This window comes from Pseudomonas fluorescens, from assembly GCF_002022275.1.
Taxonomy (GTDB): domain Bacteria; phylum Pseudomonadota; class Gammaproteobacteria; order Pseudomonadales; family Pseudomonadaceae; genus Aquipseudomonas; species Aquipseudomonas fluorescens_AJ.
Map to the genome: position 1 here is coordinate 226,333 of NZ_MSDF01000021.1, position 22,197 is coordinate 248,529.

At 60.2% G+C, this 22,197-nt stretch carries 19 protein-coding genes; 9 read left to right on the top strand and 10 right to left on the bottom strand.

All coding sequences use genetic code 11. The annotated features are described in order from the left end of the window. The first annotated feature begins 61 nt into the window (after positions 1-61). From dinG to BFW87_RS18315, 6 genes are all read left to right on the top strand, one after another. Positions 62-2,206, top strand: a complete 2,145-nt coding sequence (gene dinG / locus BFW87_RS18290; RefSeq protein ID WP_078741143.1) for an ATP-dependent DNA helicase DinG — start codon at positions 62-64, stop codon at positions 2,204-2,206. 98 nt (positions 2,207-2,304) lie between these two features. Then, on the top strand, positions 2,305-4,602 hold the full coding sequence (locus BFW87_RS18295) for a beta-galactosidase (protein WP_078741144.1): 2,298 nt from the start codon (positions 2,305-2,307) through the stop codon (positions 4,600-4,602). Between the two features lie 82 nt (positions 4,603-4,684). Next, positions 4,685-5,830, top strand: coding sequence for a serine hydrolase domain-containing protein (locus BFW87_RS18300; protein ID WP_078741145.1), 1,146 nt, complete (start codon positions 4,685-4,687; stop codon positions 5,828-5,830). 143 nt (positions 5,831-5,973) lie between these two features. Continuing rightward, the gene (locus tag BFW87_RS18305; protein WP_078741146.1) at positions 5,974-7,191 is read left to right on the top strand and encodes an OmpA family protein; all 1,218 of its coding nucleotides are present in this window, start codon (positions 5,974-5,976) and stop codon (positions 7,189-7,191) included. Positions 7,192-7,218: 27 nt separating this feature from the next. Next, entirely contained in the window at positions 7,219-7,866 is a 648-nt protein-coding gene (gene pdxH, locus BFW87_RS18310) for a pyridoxamine 5'-phosphate oxidase (RefSeq protein WP_078741147.1), read from the top strand. 263 nt (positions 7,867-8,129) lie between these two features. Next, positions 8,130-8,594: a glycine zipper 2TM domain-containing protein gene (locus BFW87_RS18315; RefSeq protein WP_056857494.1), complete on the top strand. Its 465-nt coding sequence runs from the start codon at positions 8,130-8,132 to the stop codon at positions 8,592-8,594. A 752-nt stretch (positions 8,595-9,346) separates the two neighbouring features. Here BFW87_RS18315 and BFW87_RS18320 read toward each other — a convergent pair. From BFW87_RS18320 to nhaA, 4 genes are all read right to left on the bottom strand, one after another. Continuing rightward, a complete protein-coding gene (locus BFW87_RS18320; RefSeq protein ID WP_078741148.1) occupies positions 9,347-10,969 on the bottom strand; it encodes a methyl-accepting chemotaxis protein in 1,623 nt (540 codons plus the stop codon). Between the two features lie 171 nt (positions 10,970-11,140). Further along, complete coding sequence (locus BFW87_RS18325; RefSeq protein WP_078741181.1) at positions 11,141-11,476, bottom strand: hypothetical protein; 336 nt, start codon at positions 11,474-11,476, stop codon at positions 11,141-11,143. After that, entirely contained in the window at positions 11,473-12,702 is a 1,230-nt protein-coding gene (locus BFW87_RS18330; protein WP_078741149.1) for an S-type pyocin domain-containing protein, read from the bottom strand. The genes BFW87_RS18325 and BFW87_RS18330 overlap by 4 nt, the downstream gene beginning before the upstream one ends. Before the next feature lie 166 nt (positions 12,703-12,868). Further along, entirely contained in the window at positions 12,869-14,044 is a 1,176-nt protein-coding gene (gene nhaA / locus BFW87_RS18335) for a Na+/H+ antiporter NhaA (protein ID WP_078741150.1), read from the bottom strand. Between the two features lie 216 nt (positions 14,045-14,260). Between nhaA and BFW87_RS18340 the strand changes: the two genes are divergently transcribed. Continuing rightward, positions 14,261-15,355, top strand: a complete 1,095-nt coding sequence (locus BFW87_RS18340; RefSeq protein ID WP_078741151.1) for a PLP-dependent cysteine synthase family protein — start codon at positions 14,261-14,263, stop codon at positions 15,353-15,355. A gap of 136 nt (positions 15,356-15,491) precedes the next feature. Here BFW87_RS18340 and BFW87_RS18345 read toward each other — a convergent pair whose 3' ends face one another. Further along, positions 15,492-17,105: an NAD(P)/FAD-dependent oxidoreductase gene (locus tag BFW87_RS18345; protein WP_078741152.1), complete on the bottom strand. Its 1,614-nt coding sequence runs from the start codon at positions 17,103-17,105 to the stop codon at positions 15,492-15,494. A 106-nt stretch (positions 17,106-17,211) separates the two neighbouring features. Further along, complete coding sequence (locus BFW87_RS18350; protein WP_078741153.1) at positions 17,212-17,883, bottom strand: COG3650 family protein; 672 nt, start codon at positions 17,881-17,883, stop codon at positions 17,212-17,214. Between the two features lie 183 nt (positions 17,884-18,066). On the opposite strand from BFW87_RS18350, the gene BFW87_RS18355 reads away from it, so the two are divergent. Then, positions 18,067-18,447 carry a hypothetical protein gene (locus BFW87_RS18355; protein ID WP_176159770.1) on the top strand — a complete coding sequence of 127 codons (381 nt, stop codon included), beginning with the start codon at positions 18,067-18,069 and terminating at the stop codon, positions 18,445-18,447. Here BFW87_RS18355 and BFW87_RS18360 read toward each other — a convergent pair. Further along, positions 18,432-19,031: a short chain dehydrogenase gene (locus BFW87_RS18360; RefSeq protein WP_078741155.1), complete on the bottom strand. Its 600-nt coding sequence runs from the start codon at positions 19,029-19,031 to the stop codon at positions 18,432-18,434. The genes BFW87_RS18355 and BFW87_RS18360 overlap by 16 nt on opposite strands. 104 nt (positions 19,032-19,135) lie before the next feature. On the opposite strand from BFW87_RS18360, the gene BFW87_RS18365 reads away from it, so the two are divergent. Continuing rightward, entirely contained in the window at positions 19,136-20,044 is a 909-nt protein-coding gene (locus BFW87_RS18365; protein WP_078741156.1) for a LysR family transcriptional regulator, read from the top strand. On the opposite strand, the gene BFW87_RS18370 is transcribed toward BFW87_RS18365, so the two are convergent. The 3 genes from BFW87_RS18370 to bufB are packed head-to-tail and all read right to left on the bottom strand — an operon-like array spanning position 20,041 to position 22,174. Further along, on the bottom strand, positions 20,041-20,526 hold the full coding sequence (locus BFW87_RS18370; protein WP_078741157.1) for a DoxX family protein: 486 nt from the start codon (positions 20,524-20,526) through the stop codon (positions 20,041-20,043). The two genes, BFW87_RS18365 and BFW87_RS18370, sit on opposite strands and share 4 nt — an antisense overlap. Further along, positions 20,523-21,299, bottom strand: a complete 777-nt coding sequence (locus BFW87_RS18375) for an HvfC/BufC N-terminal domain-containing protein (RefSeq protein ID WP_078741158.1) — start codon at positions 21,297-21,299, stop codon at positions 20,523-20,525. Before BFW87_RS18375 ends, BFW87_RS18370 begins: the two co-directional genes overlap by 4 nt. Beyond that, the gene (bufB, locus tag BFW87_RS18380) at positions 21,296-22,174 is read right to left on the bottom strand and encodes an MNIO family bufferin maturase (RefSeq protein ID WP_078741159.1); all 879 of its coding nucleotides are present in this window, start codon (positions 22,172-22,174) and stop codon (positions 21,296-21,298) included. Before bufB ends, BFW87_RS18375 begins: the two co-directional genes overlap by 4 nt. Positions 22,175-22,197: the final 23 nt, after the last annotated feature.

A 22,197-nucleotide genomic window follows, 5' to 3' on the forward strand; every position in this document is an offset into this window, starting at 1 on the left:
ATGATAGCCGCCGATCCGAACCACTGAAAATTTATCCAGCGTTTTTAGCGCCCGACTATCCATGATCAGCACTGAACTCAAAACCACGATCCAGGGCGCCTATTCGCGTTTTCTCGAAGCCAAGAGCTTGAAACCGCGCTACGGCCAACGCCTGATGATCGCCGAAGTGGCCAAGGTCCTCGGGGATATCGACACCGACGACGAAGGCCGCCGCGAGGGTGAACCCGCGATCGTGGCCGTTGAAGCCGGCACCGGTACCGGTAAAACCGTGGCTTACAGCATCGCCGCGATCCCGACTGCCAAGGCGGCCGGCAAGCGCCTGGTGATCGCCACCGCTACCGTCGCCCTGCAAGAGCAGATCGTCTACAAAGACTTGCCGGACCTGATGCGCAACAGCGGCCTGAACTTCACGTTCGCCCTGGCCAAGGGCCGTGGCCGTTATATGTGCCTGTCCAAGCTCGACGTGTTGCTGCAGGAAGGCCACGCGCAAACCGCCACGGCTTCGCTGTTCGAAGAAGAAGGCTTCAAGATCGAAGTCGATGAGGTCAGTCAGAAGCTGTTTACCAGCATGATCGAGAAACTCGCCGGCAACAAATGGGACGGCGACCGCGACAGCTGGCCCACCGCCCTGGAAGACGCCGACTGGGCGCGTCTGACCACCGACCACAGCCAGTGCACCAACCGCCATTGCCCGAACTTCGGCCAGTGCGCCTTCTACAAGGCCCGCGAAGGCATGGGCAAAGTCGACGTGATCGTCACCAACCACGACATGGTGCTGGCCGACCTGGCCCTGGGCGGCGGCGCTGTGCTGCCGGACCCGCGCGACACCCTTTACGTGTTCGACGAAGGCCACCACCTGCCCGACAAGGCCATCGGCCACTTCGCCCACTACACGCGCCTGCGCTCCACCGCCGACTGGCTGGAAACCACCGCGAAGAACCTCACCAAGCTGCTGGCCCAGCACCCGCTACCGGGTGACCTGGGCAAGTTGATCGAGCAGGTGCCGGAGCTGGCGCGGGAGATCAAGACCCAGCAGCAGTTCATGTTCAGCGCCTGCGAGCAGGTCGCCGACTTCAAGCCGGGCGAAGACGTGGAAGGCCGTGAGCGCCCGCGCCACCGTTTCGTCGGCGGGTTGATCCCCGAGCACATGCGCGAAATGGGCATCGAGCTGAAGAAGGGCTTTTCACGCCTGACAGATTTGTTCACCCGCCTGACCGACCTGCTGAAAGAGGGGATGGACGGCGAGGTCAACATCGGCATCGCCAGCAACCAGGCCGAAGAATGGTACCCGCTGTTCGGCAGCCTGTTGTCGCGCTCCCAGGGCAACTGGGAGTTGTGGACGGCGTTTACCGTTGAAGACCCGGAAGACAACCCGCCGATGGCGCGTTGGCTGACCCTGTCGGAAAGCGGTGCGCTGTTTGATATCGAGGTCAACGCCAGCCCGATCCTTGCGGCGGAAATGCTCCGTCGCAACCTGTGGAACGTGGCCTACGGCTGCCTGGTGACCTCGGCCACGCTGACGGCCCTTGGCACCTTTGACCGTTTCCGTATGCGTGCCGGCCTGCCGAAAAAAGCCGTCACCGCCGTGGTGCCGAGCCCGTTTCATCACGCCGATGCGGGTGTGCTGCGGGTGCCGGACCTTAAGGCCGACCCACGGGACGCGCCTGCGCACACGGCGGCGATCATCCGAGACCTGCCGTCATTGGTCGAGGGTTCGCGCGGCACGCTGGTGCTGTTCTCCTCGCGTAAACAAATGCAGGACGTGTTCGACGGTCTCGACCGCGACTGGCGCAAGCAAGTGTTTATCCAGGGCAACCTGTCCAAACAGGAAACCCTGAACAAGCACAAGGCGCGGGTTGATGGTGGGGATTCCAGCGTGCTGTTCGGCCTGGCGAGTTTTGCCGAGGGCGTGGACTTGCCCGGCGCTTACTGCGAGCACGTGGTGATCGCCAAGATTCCGTTTTCGGTGCCGGATGATCCGGTCGAGGCCGCCCTGGCCGAGTGGATCGAGGCACGGGGCGGGAACCCGTTCATGGAAATCTCGGTGCCGGACGCTTCCCTGAAGCTGGTCCAGGCCTGTGGGCGCTTGCTGCGTACCGAAGAAGACCGGGGCACCATCACCTTGCTCGACCGCCGTTTGGTCACCCAGCGCTACGGCAAAGCTATCCTCAATGCCTTGCCGCCCTTCAGGCGCGAAATTTCTTAAGCCACCGTGGGCGAATTCGCCCACTTCGTGGTCTATCTCACTGCCAACGCTTTATGTCATCAGGCCATTTATCGGCCGTTTGGGAGAACCTTGCTCGTATGATTCGCACGCTGCCCGCCCTTTTTGCCCTGTTGTTTGCCGCGCCTTTGATGGCCGCGCCGGCGGGGCAACAAACGCTGTTCAATTTCGTCCGGCCTGCCGATGTGGTCAAGGTGGCGACTCAGGACGCCAGCCTGCCGCAGTACAACGCCGAACAAACCGCCGAGGGCGAGGTGCTGCGCCGCATCACTTTCAACCCGGCCGCCGAACCGAGCCTGGTGCTCAGCCCGCAGGCCGGTACCTGGGACTGGTCGCAGTCGGGCGCCATGAGCCTGCGCATTCAGAGTGCCATGGACTGGGCGCTGACCCTGTACGTCAAGGTGCAGAGTACGGACGGCAAGACGCTGGTCAGCCGCATCGACCTGCCGGCTGGCCCGGCGCAAACCCTGTTGATTCCGCTGCAAGCCCAGTCGCCGCTGAGCCAGGGCATGAAGGCTGGCCCGCCGATGCCCATTACCGTGGACGGTCAGCGTGTGTTGCTGGGCAGCAGTGCCGGGGAAATCGATCGCAGCCAGGTGGCGTCGGTGACCCTGTCGATGATCAAGCCCAATGCAGCGCAAAGCATCCTGCTGGAGCGCTTCGGTGTGCAGGACATTGAGCCGGTGGTGAAGGCAGCCTACAGCGAATTGGTGGATGCGTATGGCCAGTCCACTCGTGCGCGCTGGCCGGAAAAAGTCAGCAGCGACGAACAACTCAAGGCCGCCGCCACCAAGGAGCAACAACAGCTCAAGGGCTGGCTGGCTGAGCGTGACAAATCATCCCTGGACCAATACGGCGGCTGGAACAAAGGCCCTGCGTTCGAGGCCAGTGGTTTTTTCCGCACCGAGAAGCGCGATGGCCGCTGGTACCTCGTGACGCCGGAAGGTCATCCGTTTTACTCCCTGGGCGTCAACACCGTCGCTCCCGACAACAACCAGACCTATGTGGCCGGGCGCGAGTGGATGTTTGCCGCGTTGCCCAAATCGGGCGAGCCGTTCGACAAATACTACGGCCGAGGTGACAACCGTGGCGGCAACGGTGCCGACCAGGGCCGCAGTTTCAACGTGGGCCGTTGGTACGATTTCTACGGCGCCAACCTGCAGCGCACCTACGGTGGCGAAGGGTTCGACCAGAAGCGCTGGGTGACCCACACCCTTGACCGTCTGCAAGCCTGGGGCTTCAACACCGTGGGTAACTGGAGCGACGAAGGGTTGGCCACCGCCGACCGCGTGCCCTACACCTTGCCGCTGTCGATCGTCGGCGATTACGCGAGCATCAGCACCGGCACCGATTGGTGGGGCGGCATGCCTGACCCGTTCGACCCGCGCTTTGCCATGGCCACCGAGCGTGCCGTGGCCATTGCGGCCCGCGACCACCGTGATGACCCGTGGCTGATCGGCTACTTCGCCGACAACGAACTGGCTTGGGCCGGGCCGGGTGACGATCCGAAATCCCGTTACGCCTTGGCCTACGGCACCCTGCGCATGACCACCGACGTACCGGCCAAGCGCGCGTTCCTCAAGCAACTGCGTGACAAATACCGCAACGAAGAGGGCCTGTCGAAAGCCTGGGGCATTCACTTGGCGGGTTGGGAATTGATGGAAGACCCGGGTTTCGAGCCGCCGATGCCGAGCCCTGAGCACCCGGAAATCGAAGCCGACTTCAAATACTTCCAGAAGACTTTCGCCGATGCTTACTTCAAGACCATCTCCGACTCGCTGAAATGGCATGCGCCGAATCAGTTGCTGCTGGGTGGACGTTACGCCGTGAGCACCCCGGAAGCTGTGGCGTCCTGCGCGCAATATTGCGATGTGCTGAGCTTCAACATGTACACCCTCAAGCCGCAGGACGGTTATGACTTCGCCGCGTTGCGCGCGTTGGACAAACCGGTGCTGATCACCGAATTCAACTTCGGCTCGGCGGATCGCGGCCCGTTCTGGGGCGGCGTGACGCAATTGGCGCGTGAAGAAGATCGCGGCGCGGCGTACAGCAACTTCCTCAAGCAGGCCATGGCTGAGCCGTCGATTGTCGGCGTGCATTGGTTCCAGTACCTGGACCAGCCGGTGACCGGGCGTCTGTTGGATGGAGAAAACGGCCACTTCGGCCTGGTCGGCATTACCGATGTGCCTTTCCAGGGTTTTGTCGACAGTGTGCGTAAAAGCAACTTGGCGGCAGTCGACCAATTGGGCAAAGAGGCAGAAAAAGCCAAGGCGGCCAGCACCGTGCGTGAAAGTGAAGGCAGTAAAGCCGGGCATGACGGCAAAGGCGCGGGGCAGGGCGCCGGGCATGCCGGCGGGCACTCTGGAAATGGCCATTGATTCATGTTTGACGGGTTCACAAAACCTGCAATGGCTGGAACAATGGCCGCCATTTCTTACAGCGTTTTCCGAGGCGGCTTAGGTGCAGATTCAGGGTCATTACGAGCTCCAGTTCGAAGCGGTACGCGAGGCGTTCGCCGCGTTGTTCGATGACCCGCAGGAGCGTGGGGCCGGGCTCTGCATCCAGATCGGCGGCGAAACGGTCGTCGACCTGTGGGCCGGTACTGCCGACAAGGACGGCGCCGAAGCCTGGCACAGCGATACCATCGTCAACCTGTTTTCCTGCACCAAGACCTTCACCGCCGTCACGGCCCTGCAATTGGTGGCCGAGGGCAAGTTGAAACTCGACGCGCCGGTCGCCGATTACTGGCCTGAATTTACAGCGGCGGGCAAAGAAGCCATCACCCTGCGCCAGTTGCTCTGCCATCAGGCCGGGTTGCCGGCGATCCGCGTGATGTTGCCCACCGAAGCCCTCTACGACTGGCAATTGATGGTTGACACCCTGGCGGCCGAAGCCCCGTGGTGGACACCGGGCGAAGGGCATGGCTACGAAGCCATCACCTATGGCTGGCTGGTCGGTGAATTGCTGCGCCGCGCCGACGGGCGTGGGCCGGGGGAATCCATTGTGGCGCGGGTCGCGCGGCCATTGGGCCTGGACTTCCATGTAGGCCTGGCGGACGAAGAGTTTCACCGTGTTGCCCATATAGCGCGCAGCAAAGGCAATATGGGCGATGAAGCCGCACAGCGTTTATTGCAAGTAATGATGCGTGAACCGGCGGCAATGACTACCCGTGCATTTGCCAACCCGCCGTCTATTCTGACCAGCACTAATAAGCCTGAATGGCGGCGCATGCAGCAGCCAGCGGCAAATGGTCACGGAAATGCGCGCAGCCTGGCGGGTTTTTATAGCGGATTGTTGGACGGTAGTTTGCTGGAAAGCGACATGCTCGAACAATTGACACGTGAACACAGTATCGGGCCGGATAAAACATTATTGACCCAGACCCGTTTTGGTCTGGGCTGCATGTTGGATCAACCGCAATTGCCCAACGCCACGTTCGGCCTTGGCCCGCGTGCGTTTGGGCACCCTGGGGCTGGTGGTTCTGTGGGGTTTGCCGATCCGGAACATGATGTAGCATTTGGTTTCGTGACTAATACACTGGGGCCTTACGTACTTATGGACCCGCGTGCACAGAAGTTGGTCGGAATATTGGCCGGTTGTCTGTAAAGCGCTTGCTGTTTCACGTTTTTTTGTTACAAAGGCAACTATAAGAAGACGCTGAACGAAATTTTGTAACTTTAATGTTCTGTAAGCGTCTGTTTAACGGGTCACCCAGACCCCCTGGTTTTTTCTCATTTTGTGGATATCTCATGTTATCGAACAAGTCCTTGGCACTGGCGCTGTGCCTTACTATTACTGGCTGCGCACAAACTCCACAAAATGATGCCGAAGGCGGGCATTGGTGGTCATTTGGATCTGACAAGGCTGCTACCAAGGACGCAGTGACCCAAACCGACGCCAAGCCGGATGCCCAACCCGCCGCTGGCGCCAAGCCTGCCGCGCCGGTCTCCGCCGCTGCCGCTGCCGCCAAGCCCGCTGCCCCAGTGGCCGCTGCTGCCGCTCCAGCGCCTGCCGCCGCCGCCGCTGCACCTGCACCGGTAGCCAAGGCTGACACCGGCTCCAGCTGGTGGCCGTTCTCCTCCAAAAGCGCCGACGAAAAGGCCGCCGATGCCAAGGCTGACCTGAAAGCCGACCTCAAGGCCGCAACCCCTGCCGCCCCTGCGGAGGCTGCGCCTGCTGTCGCCAAGACCGACACCGATACCAAATGGTGGTGGCCGTTCGAAAACAAGCCAAAACCATTGGCCAAGGTCGACGTGACCAATGTGCCGATGCCTGACCCGAAAATCACCCAAGCCTGGCTGGACGACTATGAGCCGCGCCTGCGCGCCGCCATCAAGGACAGCAACCTGCAACTGGAACGTCGCGAAAACGTTCTGGTAGTGATTGCGCCGGTAGACGGCTCCTACAACCCGAAACGCCCGGCGATGTTGCTGCCGGTCACATTGGGCCCTTTCACTCGCGTCGCCAAAGCTGTTGAAGGCGACCCGAAGACTGCCGTGCTTGTACTGGGTCACGTCGACACCACGGGTGCAGAACCGGTAAGCCAGGCCCTGACCCGCGAACGCGCGCAGTCCATTGCATCGATTTTCAGCCTCAGCGGCCTGAAGCAGGATCGCCTGATGCTGCGCGGCATGGGTGACCTGATGCCACGCGCCGCCAACGACAGCAACCAGGGCCGCGCCCTGAACCGTCGCATGGAAATCATGTTCACCCAGCGCACCACCATGCTGGCGTTGCTGAACAAATACAATTCCGGCAAACCGCCGGTTGCTGAAATGGTCGCCGTACAAACTGCGCCAGCGCCTGTGCCGGCACCGGCAGCGAAGAAAGCTGCGCCTGCGAAGAAAGCGCCGGTCAAAAAAGCCGCCGCCAAACCTGCAGCCAAAAAAGCCGCCGCCAAGCCTGCCGCGAAAAAACCTGCACCGAAGGCTGACGCCCCCGCTGCAAATGACCAGGCAAAAAACTGATTTGTTGAACCAGAAGGATAAAGCCGCATGACCGAGGCACTCGCCGATATGCGCCGTGACTATACACGGGACGGTTTGAGCGAGGCGCAAGCCCCGGGCGAGCCGTTTGCTTTGTTCCACCAGTGGTTTGGCGATGCGGTGAAAACCGAGCAGCCGCCGGTGGAGGCCAATGCCATGACGCTGGCCACGGTCGACGCTGACGGTCGCCCGCATTGCCGCATCCTGCTGCTCAAGGGCCTGGATGCGCAGGGCTTTACCTTCTTCACCAACTATCAGAGTGCCAAGGGCGAACAGCTTGCCGCGCAGCCGTTCGCGGCCATGACGTTCTTCTGGCCAACCCTTGAGCGCCAGGTGCGCATCGAAGGGCGGGTCGTGAAGGTCACGCCTGAAGAGTCGGACGCTTACTATCAGGTGCGGCCGTTGGGCAGCCGCCTGGGGGCCTGGGCGTCGCCGCAGAGCAAAGTCATCCGTGACCGCGAAGAACTGCACGAACTGCTCAAGGCCACCGAACAACGCTTCAGCGATACCCAACCCGATTGCCCCGAGCATTGGGGTGGCTACCGTCTGCTACCTGAGCGCATCGAGTTCTGGCAGGGCCGCGCCAGCCGCCTGCATGACCGCCTCAACTACCGCCTGCAAGCGGGCGAATGGACGCGCGAGCGCCTGGCGCCCTGAGCTTCACCATTCGTCATCTCTCCTGAATGTTGCAGGCCACGCCGAAGTCCTTACTCAAGAGACTTCGGCGTACGCTGCTGTGCGTCTACAATGAGCGTGCGGCCATGACATTATTTGGAACAAGTTGAGTGCTACCGTTCGTCGAGTTTTCTGGTGCTGGCAGTCTGTACTAAGGCTGAATGAAAGCAATTTTCTGCCTGGCTTGCCGTGACAGGCGCCAAGCCGCAGCGTCTAATGATTACCTGTCCTTTGGAGTTGAAGCTATGCGTAAGTCCGTTTTACTAGTTGCCTGCTTTACCACCCTGTCGTTGCTGTTGGGTGGCTGCGCCTCGAGTCTGACCGGCGACTCGTACTCCCGTGACGAGGCGCGTCGTGTACAAACCGTTCGCATGGGCACCATTGAATCCCTGCGTCCCGTGAAAATCGAAGGCACCAAGACCCCAATCGGCGGCGCTGCCGGCGCAGTCATCGGCGGCGTTGGCGGCAGCGCCATCGGCGGCGGTCGTGGCAGCATCGTGACCGCAGTGATCGGCGCCGTAGCCGGTGGCCTGCTGGGCTCGGCCACCGAAGAAGGCCTGACCCGCACCCAAGGCGTGGAAATCACCGTTCGCGAAGACGACGGCAGCATGCGTGCCTACGTCCAGGCGGTTGAAGAGAACGAAATCTTCCGCATCGGCGACCGCGTACGCATCATGACGGTAAACGGTACCAGCCGCGTTACGCGTTAAGCGTCAGGTGTAGAAACACAAAACCCCCAACCGGGTGACTGGTTGGGGGTTTTTGGTTTTGGGGGATCGGGTTGCCCAAGCGTTTCGCGATGCGTTATTTCACATAGACAAAAATCCGGGCAAAAAAAACGCCTCAGTAGAGGCGTTTTTTTTTGCAATTCCAGTTTGCGGCTGGAGTTGCGTGCTCACAGGAAACAATGACCTGAACCGAATAGTACTGTCGACCCAAGCATCGCGCAAGATAAGACGATAATCGGCAATCGATACTTCTCGCGTTTCTTTGGTGATTTTTTTGCAAAATTCAGCAACAGACTTTAAAGCGTGGAGCGAGAGATCCGGGCCACGTTCGACACACCTTCGACGCGGACGCTAAGTTAATATTGCTTCCGTTCCACGTTAATTTGTTGCGTGAGTTGGTTGGGTACGCGGGAGAATTCGGACCGACTGCCACGGGCTTGCAACCCGTGCCGGATCCATGCAGTTGGACCATCAACCCGGCCGCCTCACAGGAAACAATGACCTGTATCCGAAGGCTCACATGTTCCGGTAAGTGCGCTGGAGGTAAGGCCCAACTCACGGAGGGCCGAGTATGTCGAAGTTTGCACGACGTACGTGGAACCTCGCAGTGAATGCCCTGCGCTTTTATCATGTGTGGGTATTTCTGCGGGACAGCTTTGATGACCTGTAAGGTTTGAGAAGTGGAGCCGCTTCGGTTTAAGCCGAGGCGGCTTTTTGGTTTTTACACGGCCACGTCAAACCTGAAAGTGCTTCACCATCGTATTCAACTCATGCGCCAGGCTCGCCAGTGATTGCGAAGCCGCCGTCGTTTGAGTCGAGCCTTCTGCCGACTGAACCGACAATTGCTGAATGTTCAGCAAATTGCGATCCACCGCCCTGGCAACATCAGCCTGTTCCGCCGCCGCCGTGGTAATCACCAGGTTGCGGTCGTTGATCTCATCGTTGGCTGCCAGGATATCCGCCAGCGCTTGTTGCGCCAGTTCGGCCAAGCTCAGCGTTTGCTGCGTCATGTTGCTGCTGTCGAGCATGGTATTGACGGTGCTGGCGGTGTTGGTCTGAATGCTGCCGATCATCTGCTCGATTTCTTGAGTCGACTGGGCGGTGCGATGGGCGAGGGCGCGCACTTCGTCGGCAACTACGGCAAACCCCCGGCCAGCCTCACCCGCGCGGGCGGCTTCGATGGCGGCGTTCAGCGCCAACAGGTTGGTTTGCTCGGCGATAGTGCGGATCACATCCAGTACTTTGCCGATCCCTTTGGCTTGTTCGGCGAGGCCGCCGACCTGCCCGGAGCTGAGTTCAACCCCGCGAGTCAGCGCCTGGATTGAATTCAACGCCTCGACCATGCGCTGCTGGCCTTTCAGCGCGATGCTTCGCGACTCCTGCGACAGGTCTGAAGTCGATGCAGCATTGCGCGCGACCTCTTCAATGGCGGTGGTCATTTCGGTAACAGCGGTGGCTGCCTGCTCGATCTCTCCATGCTGTTGCTGCAAGTCGCGGCTACCTTCGGCGGTCACGGCGTTCAACTCTTCGGCCGCAGCGGCCAATTGGCTGGATGAACCGGTGATTTGCCGCAGCGTCTGCACCAGGTTGTTACGCATGGTTTCCTGTGCCCTGAGCAGGCGCGTGGCTTCGTCGTTGCCCGTCGGGTTGATCGGCTGTGTAAGGTCGCCCTTGGCGATGGTTTCCGCCACCCGCACCGCTTCATTGATCGGCCCGGTGATGCTGCGTGTCAGCAGCCACGCCACCAGCACAGTGCCGGCACTCACCAGCAGAATGACGATCGCGATACCGTTCACCGCGTGCTGGTAAGCGCCTTCGGACGTCCGGCCAGCCTGCTCTGCGCCTTTGTTGGCGAGGTCGATCAACTGGTCGAAATTCTTGGTCATCTGCTCATAACTTTCCCGGATGCTGTTGAGAAAGTCGCGGGCGCCGGCCTTATCACCCGAGCGCGAGCGCTTGAGCATTTCGGTGTGGTTCTTCGCGTACCCATCGAGGCTCTGGTTGAACACCTCGAGGCGTGATTTTTCCTCCGGGGTACGCAGTAGCGCTGCGTACTGGCCCAACTGCTCCTTGACGGCTTTCAAGCGACCGGCAGATTTGTCTTCGTAGGTCTGCATATCCGCATCGCTTGAGGACAGAATGTGTGCCATTTCGCCCAGGCGGAAACGGTCGAGCGAAGCATTCGCCAGCGCCAACAACCTCACGCGTTGCATCCAGTTGTTCTGAATGTCAGTGGCCTGGGACTGGACTTCACCAATCTGCTTGAGGGCGAACAGGCCGAGAAACACACTCAGCGACGCAATAGCGGCGAAGCCGATGAAGGCTCTGGCTGCGATTCTTATATTTCTCAGGAACATGGGCTGTCGCTCGGGCTGAAACGCGTTGGGGAGTAAGGACGGGCGGGTATCCCGGGGAGGGAAAGTGAGATCGCCACAACAGATAGTCGGCGGGAGGGGGGAAGTCTTTAGGGCATACCTACGGTGCTGCTGCAAAACAACACCCAACCGTGTAGCCGGTCGGGGTAAGTGTTATGTGAACATCTCGATATCGTCCAGCGCACTCCCTATGACACCTCTAAGGGAGGGCGCTTTTCGCTCCGCCTGCTGCAATGCAGGAGAAACTTTTTCCATATCCAGTGCGCCGAATCGACGGGCTATGTGTCCAATCGCGACGATCGCCGCCGATGCAATCATAGGGTTGTCGTCATCCATATACTTCAAGCAGGTATCTTGAGCCCAGATACCATCTGTTTCATTCAGTCCGATAGAAATCAATGCCGTTGTTGCTTTGTCAGTGTCGCCAGTGGCGAGGTCTCTGATGGCCTCATCGCGGCTCAAGTCTGGGTCGTGATAACGCATGTTTATTTCTCCACTCCTAAAATTTTCCCTTTTCTGTTGGTTTTGTTTGCCTTTATCAGCGCGTTTTTCATGTCTTGGTGAAGTGCGTCCCACGACCTTACATGACCGTGATAGGTGTCATCTGTTGAAAGGTCAATGACCACGAACTCCTTGGTGTGAGGATCGATACCTACTCTGCGAGGTTCAGTTGGCTTTACCTGTATCGAGTCGTTCAGCGCATCCAGACCATTTGCAGGTCTTTTGCTTTTTACGGCGTTTCCCTTCCTGCCGTGGTAGGGCGCATCTTCATACTTCCAGCTTACGACGATATAAAGCGGTTTAACCCCCGAGTCTGCTGGAAATACCAGGATGAAATCCTTGTATTCCGGCGGGTAGATCGGGTCGACGATGATGTTCGCGGCTTTGTCGTTTGCGGGGTACACCCATATGTGCGGTGTGGAGGGTGCGGCCTGCAGTGCCGGTATACCCAGGGTATCGCTGGGGTCAACGGCAGGTGTCCAGACCAGCTCGATGCCGTCTCCCAAGTCCGTAACGTATTGCGTTCCTCGCATCTGAAATTGCACTACATCGACCATTTCCCAGTCGCGATTCTTCCCGGTGTAGAAGGCATATCCTTTGAGTGTGCCGTCGTCTCGTTGCTCTATATGCAAGCGAAACCGTGTTCGCGCTCTCGTCATGGAGCGCAGTTGCTCTTCGGTGTAAAGCGCGCTGTCACCAAGGCTGGAGGGCCAGACCAAAGCAATGAGACCTGCGAGGAATGCTGCGCCTACAGTGCTGGCGCCCACCGTGGCGGTTGCCGCGATACTTTCTGCAGTCGCGGTGCCGCCCAGCGCCAGTGCTCCGAGCCCGGCGGGTAGTGTGCTGCCACTGATTTTGCCAAGAGGCAGCAGGCCTGAATCGTCTACTTCACGCCCCCCCAACAATGCATATTCGCCATAGTCGGCGAGGCGATCCAGGGGCACATAACCGGTTGGGTTGTGATAATCAATGATGGCGTCCGGCAAGTGGCAGGACTTGCTAAACACGCAGCCCGGCATGGGCTGAGGTGTGAGCGGTGGTTTGATCTGAAGACGTGCCTCTTGCGCGACCCGCCGGTTAACCATCTCTCTATGATCTTGTTGATCTGCCGCTTTGTGCGCCGCCAGCTCAGCCTCATTCATCGGTTCCAGTAGGCGATAACCACCGGTGCCGGTCCCGTAGCATCGCCAGACCATTGGCTTATTGTTTTTCATCGTGCCCTCCTGGCGTTCTGCATAACGAACCCCGACGCGAAAGCCGGGACCATGACGTTATTGGAAGCAGGAGAGGGGGGATGTAGGGCGGTTCTGTGAAATGGTAAGGAATGAGCTAAATGAGGGGGGATAGAGCAGGAGCCGATTATCGGCTCCTGCCAAGGGCTCAGGCCTTCTTGCGACTCGCCATCGCCGTCACCGCATAACCAATGCATGCTGCCAGGATAGACCCGGTCAGAATGCCCATGCGGTCTTCGCCCGCAAATTCGCTGACGCCCGGCACAAACGCCAGGGAGCCGACGAACAGGCTCATGGTGAAGCCGATGCCGCACAGGATCGCCACGCCGAACACCTGGCCCCAATTGGCTCCGCTCGGCAACGCTGACAGGCCAGTTTTGACGGCGAGCCAGGTGAGGCCGAATACGCCGACCGTTTTGCCGATCAGCAGGCCGGCAGCGATGCCCATGGGCACGTGGTGGGTAAAGCTCTCTACGCTGACCCCGGTCAGCGACACGCCGGCGTTGGCAAAGGCGAACAGTGGCAGGATGCCGTAAGCCACCCATGGGTGCAGGGCGTGTTCCAGTGTGAGCAGCGGCGACGGTTCGGCGTTCTTGGTGCGCATCGGGATGCAGAACGCCAGCGTCACACCGGCCAACGTGGCGTGTACACCACTTTTGAGCACGCACACCCACAGGATCAGGCCGATGATCAGGTAGGGCCCAAGCTTGATCACGCCCAGGCGGTTCATCGCGATCAAGGCAATCAAGCACGCGCCTGCACCGGCCAGGGCGGCGCCTGAGAGATCGCTGGAATAGAACACCGCGATCACGATGATTGCGCCAAGGTCGTCAATGATGGCGAGGGTCATCAGGAACAGCTTCAGTGACACCGGCACGCGCTTGCCCAGCAAGGCCAACACGCCCAGCGCGAAGGCGATGTCGGTAGCCATGGGAATTGCCCAGCCGGACAGTGCGGCGGGGTAGTCCTTGTTGATCGCCCAGTAGATGAGCGCCGGAACCACCATGCCGCCAATCGCCGCCGCACCGGGCAAGACCACTTGCGAAGGTTTCGACAGGTGGCCGTCGAGCAGCTCGCGTTTGACCTCAAGGCCAATCAGCAGGAAGAACAGGGCCATCAGGCCGTCGTTGATCCACAGTAGCGCGGGTTTGGCGATTTTCACGGCGCCGATTTGCGCAACCACGGGCACGTCGAGAAAGGCGTTGTACAGGTGCGACAACGGTGAATTGTTGATGATCAGCGCCAAGGCCGCAGCGGCGATCAACAGCAGACCGCTGGCGGCTTCCAGTTGGAAGAAACGGGTGAAAGTGCTACGCAGAGGCACGAGATGCTCTCCAATCCAGGTTCAATAGGTGGGTACCCTAACCCGTACCGTTAGTTGTTAAAACAAAAGTTATATTCTTATTTGTTATAAGAGATGAGCAGATAGGGTGCGGCGCCGAAGCCTGGCAATTGTGTGCCTATTTGAGGCGTCACTGTATCTGTGTGCAGTGTAGGAAACCCCCTAAAATTAGGGCTGAAATCTTTAGAGACTCCCTTTATGAATGACCACCGTACCTGGGCCCGCGAAGCCATTCGCATCATCGAAGCGGACTTCCAGCGTAGCGCCGACACTCACCTGATCCCGCTGCCATTGCCGGGTTTGCCGGGTATTGAGTTGTACTTCAAGGATGAGTCCAGTCACCCTACCGGCAGCCTGAAGCACCGGTTGGCGCGGTCGTTGTTCCTGTACGCCCTGTGTAACGGCTGGCTTAAGCCGGGGGCACCGGTGATTGAGGCGTCCAGTGGTTCCACGGCGGTTTCGGAGGCGTACTTTGCACGTTTGCTCGGCCTGCCGTTTATCGCGGTAATGCCGGCCACGACGTCCCAGGCGAAGATCGACCAGATCGCCTTTTACGGCGGCAAGAGCCACTTGGTGAAAGACCCGACGCAGATCTACGCCGAGTCCGAGCGCCTGGCGAAGGAAGGTGGCGGTCATTTCATGGACCAGTTCACCTATGCCGAGCGCGCAACCGACTGGCGAGCGAACAACAACATCGCCGAGTCGATCTTCCAGCAGATGCGTTTCGAGCACTACCCCGAGCCGAGCTGGCTGATTTCCAGCCCTGGCACGGGCGGCACTACGGCGACCCTGGGACGTTATGTGCGCTATCGCCAGCATTGCACGCGCGTGCTGTGTGCCGACGCCGAGCGCTCGGTATTCTTCGACTTTTATCAGACCGGCGATGCCAGCCTGCGTCTGGACTGCGGTTCGCGCATTGAAGGTATCGGTCGGCCACGCGTAGAAGCGTCATTTTTGCCGAACGTGATTGATGCGATGGTCAAAGTCCCGGATGCCCTTTCGCTGGCGGCCATGCATTACCTGGCTGAGCGGCTGGGGCGGCGGGTTGGGGGTTCCAGCGGGACAAACCTGATTGGCGCTCTGATGGCGGCGCAGCAGATGAAAGCGGCGGGAGAGTCGGGGTCGATCGTGGCGATCTTGTGTGATGGGGGCGAGCGGTATGCGACTACCTATTACGATCAGGCGTGGCTCAAGGCGCAAGGCTACGAACTGGATGAGTTGATCGCGGCTGTTGCGGCCAGTGTGGAGCGGGGTGAGCCGTTGCCGGCAACTGTATTGCGCGCCAACATCTGACACCCTGCAAAACCAAATGTGGGAGCTGGCTTGCCTGCGATGGCGGTGGTTCAGTCAATAAACACATTGACTGATACTCCGCTATCGCAGGCAAGCCAGCTCCCACATTTGATAGGGGTCGCCGGTAATAAAGCTGTCAGGCCTCCAGGCCCAACATATCCCGCGCCAACGCTTCGGCAATCCGAATGCCGTCCACACCCGCCGACAAAATCCCACCGGCATACCCTGCGCCTTCACCCGCCGGGAACAGGCCTTTCACGTTCAAGCTCTGCATCGATTCGTTACGGGTAATCCGCAGCGGCGACGACGTACGCGTCTCGATCCCGGTCAACACGGCGTCGTGCAGTGAGTAGCCTTTGATCTGCTTCTCGAACGCCGGCAGCGCTTCACGGATCGCTTCGATGGCGAAGTCCGGCAAGGCCAGGGCCAAGTCTCCCAGCGCCACGCCCGGTTTGTAGGACGGTTCCACACTGCCAATGGCCGTGGACGGTTTGCCGGCGATGAAATCACCCACCAGTTGCGCCGGGGCTTCGTAGTTGCTGCCGCCGAGGATGTAAGCGTGGGACTCCAGGCGCTCCTGCAGCTCGATCCCCGCCAGCGGGCCACCCGGGTAGTCCACCTCGGGCGTGATGCCGACCACGATGCCGGAGTTGGCATTGCGCTCGTTGCGTGAGTACTGGCTCATGCCGTTGGTGACGACGCGGCCTGGCTCGGAGGTCGCGGCAACCACTGTGCCGCCCGGGCACATGCAGAAACTGTAGACCGAGCGACCGTTCTTGGCGTGGTGCACCAGTTTGTAGTCGGCAGCGCCGAGTTTCGGGTGCCCGGCATACTTGCCCAGGCGCGCGGCGTCGATCAGCGACTGCGGGTGCTCGATACGGAAACCCACCGAGAACGGCTTGGCTTCCATGTACACGCCACGGCCGTGGAGCATGCGGAACGTGTCGCGGGCGCTGTGGCCCAGCGCAAGGATCACGTGTTTGGAGAGGATTTGCTCGCCGCCGTCGACCACTACGCCGTTCAACTGGCCATCTTCGATCAGCACGTCGGTCACGCGCTGTTCGAAACGCACTTCACCGCCGAGGGCGATGATTTGCTGGCGCATGTGTTCCACCACACCGGTCAGACGGAAGGTGCCGATGTGCGGCTTGCTGACGTAGAGGATCTCTTCCGGCGCGCCGGCTTTGACGAACTCGTGCAGCACTTTGCGGCCGTGGAATTTCGGGTCCTTGATCTGGCTGTACAGCTTGCCGTCGGAGAAGGTTCCGGCGCCGCCCTCACCGAATTGCACGTTGGACTCGGGGTTGAGCACGTTTTTGCGCCACAGGCCCCAAGTGTCCTTGGTGCGCTGGCGCACTTCGCGGCCGCGCTCAAGGATGATCGGCTTGAAGCCCATCTGCGCGAGCAGCAGCCCGGCGAAGATGCCGCACGGACCAAACCCCACCACGATCGGCCGTTCGACCAGGCCTTCCGGCGCCTGGCCGACCACTTTGTAGCTGACGTCCGGCGCCGGGTTGACGTTGCGGTCGTCGGCAAACTTGAGCAGCAGGTCGGCTTCGCCTTTTACGTTCAGGTCGACGGTGTAGATGAAGCACAGCTCCGACGACTTTTTACGGGCGTCGTAGCTGCGCTTGAACAGGGTGAAATCGAGCAGGTCATCACTGGCGATGCCCAGGCGCTGCACGATGGCAGGCCGCAGGTCTTCTTCGGGATGGTCGATGGGCAGCTTGAGTTCGGTGATTCGTAACATGACAGGGTCCGGTAGGCGGCGGGCTTTGATGCCGGCTGTTTTGCAAACCGGCGATTATAAGCCCCAAAGGCGGTTTTCCGTCAGGTTAAAACAGCTGGGCGGGCAATCAGTCGTCGCGTGAACCACCAAACGCCGCGCAACCGCGCTGTACCTGGCCGTTGACGCGCAGCTCGGCGGTCATGTGTTGCAGGCTGCCGCTGACCGGGTCGACGCAACGCTGCGGGGCTACCCACAACTCGACGTGCTGGTTGTTGGCTTCCGTCATCAGGTTGAAGCGGCCGTCACCGATTTGCTCTTCCACATACGGCACCGCCAGTGGCGGCTGGCCTTCGCGCTCCAGCACCATGCCCTTGGCCGTGACGTTCATCGCCCAGGCCGGCCTGTGGCCGTTGGCGCGCAGGATCATGCGCTTGAAGTCCGGGTCGTTACAGGCCGAGGTGGAGCGCTCGACGCGGTAGAGCTGTTGCAGGTCCACCGAGCCCTGAGTGCCGGCGGCAACCCCGGAAAACTTGCCGCGCAGGTCGGCAAACAGAGCGCCTTGCTGGCCGGCAAGGGAGGCGGCTTCCTGCAGCACGCTGGTGCCACCGGTGTCGTTGACCACATAGTTACGCTGATCGCCACAAGGCTGGAACAGCAGCTTGCCGCCGACGGCCGTCAATTCACCCTGCATACGGGTCATCCCGACGGTAGAGGGCTTGGCTGGCTCGCTTTCGAAAACCTGGCAAGCGGCGAACAGGGGCAGCAGGGCACATAGAACGAGGGTACGGGCGGCACGCATTTATCGGGTCTCCAAACAAGTGCCGCCACGTTACGCAGGCTGGCGCTGCATCACAAGTGCAGGTCACCGTTTGAACTGCTTGTTCCCCAATGATGGGAAACAGAGCGTTGCTAATCGGGACGTTTCCTACACTCAGTTGTGGAGGTTCGTGGGAGTGTTGACGCCTTTGGATCGGAGACAAAAATGAATATCAGGTGGAGCATCTGGACGCTACTGCTCTGGGCGAATGTTGCCCTTGCAGATGAGCCCGCCCGGCTCGTTTATTCGTCAGCCACAGACTTCACGGAAATTTCCGTGGTACTCAAGAAAGCCGAGAACTCTTCCCCGGCCTTTGTTGACGTGGACGTCTCACTGAGCCCTGAGGCGATGGCAAGAACTAAATCCATCACGCTGCTTGCCTACCAAAAGGACGTTACATTCTACGTCGACGGTTATCGGTTGAGTACGGTCAGGGTTCAAAGCCAACTGGGCGGGGCATTCAGATTTTCTGCCCCGCGCGCGCTGGTGGTGGAATGGTTGTCTCGGTTCTCACGTGAGGCGATTGCCGCTCAACCAACGATGTAAGTCTGACCTGTTTGTAAGCCCTCGACGCTTTTCGCATAAGCCAGTGCCACATCAGCACCCGGTGCCGGTTTGTAACCACGGAAGTACGGCGCATAGCTGCCCATGGCTTCGAGCAGCACGGTCGGGCTCACCGAGTTCACGCGCAGGCCCCGTGGCAGCTCGATCGCCGCCGCTTTGACGAAGGCATCCAGCGCACCATTGACCAGCGCGGCCGATGCGCCGGTGCGGATCGGGTCGCGGTTGAGAATGCCGCTGGTGAAGGTGAACGAGGCGCCGTCATTGGCGTATTCGCGGCCGATCAGCAGCAGGTTGACCTGGCCCATCAGCTTGTCGCGCAGGCCCAGTTCAAAGTCGGTTTCGCTCATGTCACCCAGTGCCACGAAGTTAACACTGCCGGCTGCGCAGACCAGCGCGTCAAACTTGCCGGTCTGTTCGAACAGCGTGCGGATCGAGGCGCTGTCGCTGATGTCCACCTGGAAGTCGCCGCTGCTGCGGCCGATGCTGATCACCTCGTGACGCTGCGCCAGTTCCGCCTTGACCGCTGAGCCGACCGTGCCGCTGGCACCAATCAATAGGATTTTCATCGTGCTGTTTCTCCAGGGGGTAAGTGAGGAGTCAGTCTAGAGTGGCTTTTTAAGCGGATAAACGTGCTAATAGGCAACCTTTGGTTTTCAAATGGAAACAATCCATGAGCGAGATGGATGACCTGGCGGCCTTTGCCGTCCTGATCGAAGCTGGCAGTTTTACCTTGGCCGCCGAGCAGTTGGGTTGCAGCAAGGGCCAGCTATCCAAGCGCATCAGCCAGCTGGAAGCGCAGTTTTCCGTGGTGTTGCTGCACCGCACCACGCGCAAGCTCAGCTTGACTGCTGCCGGAGCGGCGTTGCTGCCCCAGGCCCAGGCGCTTGTAGTACAAGTCGACCGAGCTCGTCAGGCACTGGCGCGGCTCAAGGATGATCTGGCCGGGCCGGTGCGTATGACGGTTCCGGTCTCGTTGGGAGAAACATTCTTTGATGGCTTGTTGCTGGAATTCTCAAAGCAATATCCGCAGGTTCAGATCGAGCTGGAGCTGAACAACAGCTACCGCGATCTGGCGCGTGATGGCTTTGATTTGGGCGTGCGCACGGGGGCTATCGAAAATGAGCGGTTGGTGGCCAAGCCGCTGCTGGCCTGGCACGAAATGACCTGCGCCAGCCCGGCCTATCTTGAGGAACACGGCGAACCTATGACCCCGGCCAACCTCGCCACTCATACCTGCCTGCTCAACAGCCATTACAGCGGGCGCGAGGAATGGCTGTATCACCAGCAGCATGAGCTGTTGCGGGTGCGTGTCAGCGGCACCTTTGCCTCCAACCATTACAACCTGTTGAAAAAGGCCGCGCTGGTAGGCGCCGGTATCGCGCGCTTGCCGTCCTACGTGTTGCCGGCGGAACTGGCTGACGGCCGATTACGCTGGCTCCTTCGTGATTATCAGACGCGAAGCATGCCGATGTACCTGGTTCACCCTTATCAGGGCGGCCTGCCGCGCCGCACCCAGGTACTCGCTGACTATTTGGTGGACTGGTTCAAGCGCAGCGGCGAAGCCCTGGACCGTCTTTAACGGTAGCGGCGGGCGATCAGGTGGTCGATGGACAGGCGGCCCGGGCCCTTGGCGACCAGCAGCAGCAAAATCGCGATCCAGGTGCCATGGGTTGGATAGGCTTCCGGATAAACGAACAACTGAATGGTCAGGGTCATGCCAATCAAGGCCAGGGCCGAAAAACGTGTGGCGAAACCCACCAGGATCAGCACCGGGAAAAAGTGTTCGGCGAACGCGGACAGGTGCGCGGCCACTTCAGGCGAAAGCAACGGCACGTGGTATTCGCTTTGAAACAGCGGCACGGTGGAGGCTGCAAGGCGGGGTACGCCGAGCTGGAAGGTGCCGTTGATCAGGTCGATCGCAAAGCCTTCGACCTTGGTTTGCCCGGACTTCCAGAACACTGCCGCAATGGAAAAACGTGCGAGAAAGGCGATCAGGCTGTAGGGGATTTTCTCGAACAGTGCGATGACCCGGTTGATAGGGTTCGAAAGGGCGGTGCTCATGGCGATTCCTTTTGTTCTGGGTGCAAATGGGTGATGGCGTCGTGGCTGATCAGTAGCGTCAGGCATTGGTTCAGGTCGAATTCGGTAGAGGCTTCGAGGGCGTGAGCCACTGCCATCTCCAGTTCTGCGCCCTGGTTGAGGCTGTTAATAAACGCAACCGAGCCACTGTCGATGGCGAACACCTTGACCGTCAGGCCCTGGCGCAACACCAGTGCACCTTGGGCATGCCACGGGTTCAACGTGGACATGGCACCTTCGGTCTGGTGCGCTGCCCACACCGCCACCACGGCATAAGCGGAGTTCAAGGCGGCAAGCGAGGGATGCAGTTGCAGGCGCAGTTTTCCCAGGTCTGCCTGACCTTGCAGCGCCTGGAGTACAGTCTGTTGGTCCAGCGCAGGGGTATCCGCCGCGTGGTAGGCGCGCACGCGCAGCCGCTCCAGCCGTGCGATATCGGCCAGGTAAGGCACGCTGGCTGCCGGCTCAAAATCCGCGATATACGCCGCGAACGCACTGCCATACTCGCTGATCAACGGGCCGGCAGGCGGGCATGCCTGCACGAACAGGCCAGCCATCGCGCGGAAAAATTCCTCACCCACCAATTGCAACGTCACCGGGTACGCGGCCACTAGTGCGTTGATCAATGAGCTGTGGACGTTATTGCGATACACCGCGAAACGGCTGGCCGGGTCGGCGCCATTGCTGCTGAACATACCTTCAGGGCATGCCTGGTCGGGCGTGAATAGAGCACTGGCAAACGCTGCTTGATGGCTCATGGGTTCACCTGCAACAAATGCCAATCGGCGTGTTGGGCTTCGGCTTGCAGCACACTGAAGGCGGGCACCTGATTATCCCGCTCGATCAGCGTGGCCACCGGGCCGGTGCGGGCGAGTACCTGTTCGTACAACTGCCAGACCGCGTTATCGATAGGCGCGCCGTGGTCGTCAATCAACAGGCGGTCGCCGAGGCTGTCGGTGTCTTCGGCAAAACCGGCCAGATGAATCTCACCCACGGCGCGCAACGGCAGTGCATCGATGTAGGAAAGCGGATCGCGCTGGTGGTTGATGCACGACACATAGACGTTGTTGACGTCCAGCAACAGGCCGCAGCCGGTGCGCCGGATGATCTCGCTGATAAAGTCGGTCTCGTCCAGCGTGGAATGCCGGAACTGCAGGTAAGTCGACGGATTCTCCAGCAACATTGGCCGCTTGAGGGTGCTTTGCACTTGGTCGATGTTTTCGCACACCCGGTTCAGGGTGGCGGCATCGTAGGCCAGTGGCAGCAAGTCGTTGAGAAACACCGGGCCGTGGCTGGACCAGGCCAGGTGTTCGGAAAAAGAGTGGGGTTGATAGCGATCGATCAGCGCGGCCAACCGTGCCAGGTGCTCACGGTTCAACGGGCCTTCGCCGCCGATGGACAGACCCACGCCGTGCAACGACAGCGGGTACTGCTCGCGGATCAAACCCAGGTAGTGATGAAACGGGCCGCCGGCGACCATGTAGTTTTCGGCGTGTACTTCAAAAAAACCGATGTCGGGCGAAGTCTCAAGCACTTCGATGAAGTGCTCGTTCTTCAGCCCCAGCCCGGCCCTGTAAGGGAGGCCGGGCACCTGAGCTGGCGAGACCGTGTGTTGGGGTGAAAGCGTCATCATCAGTACTCAGGTTGCGCAGGGTT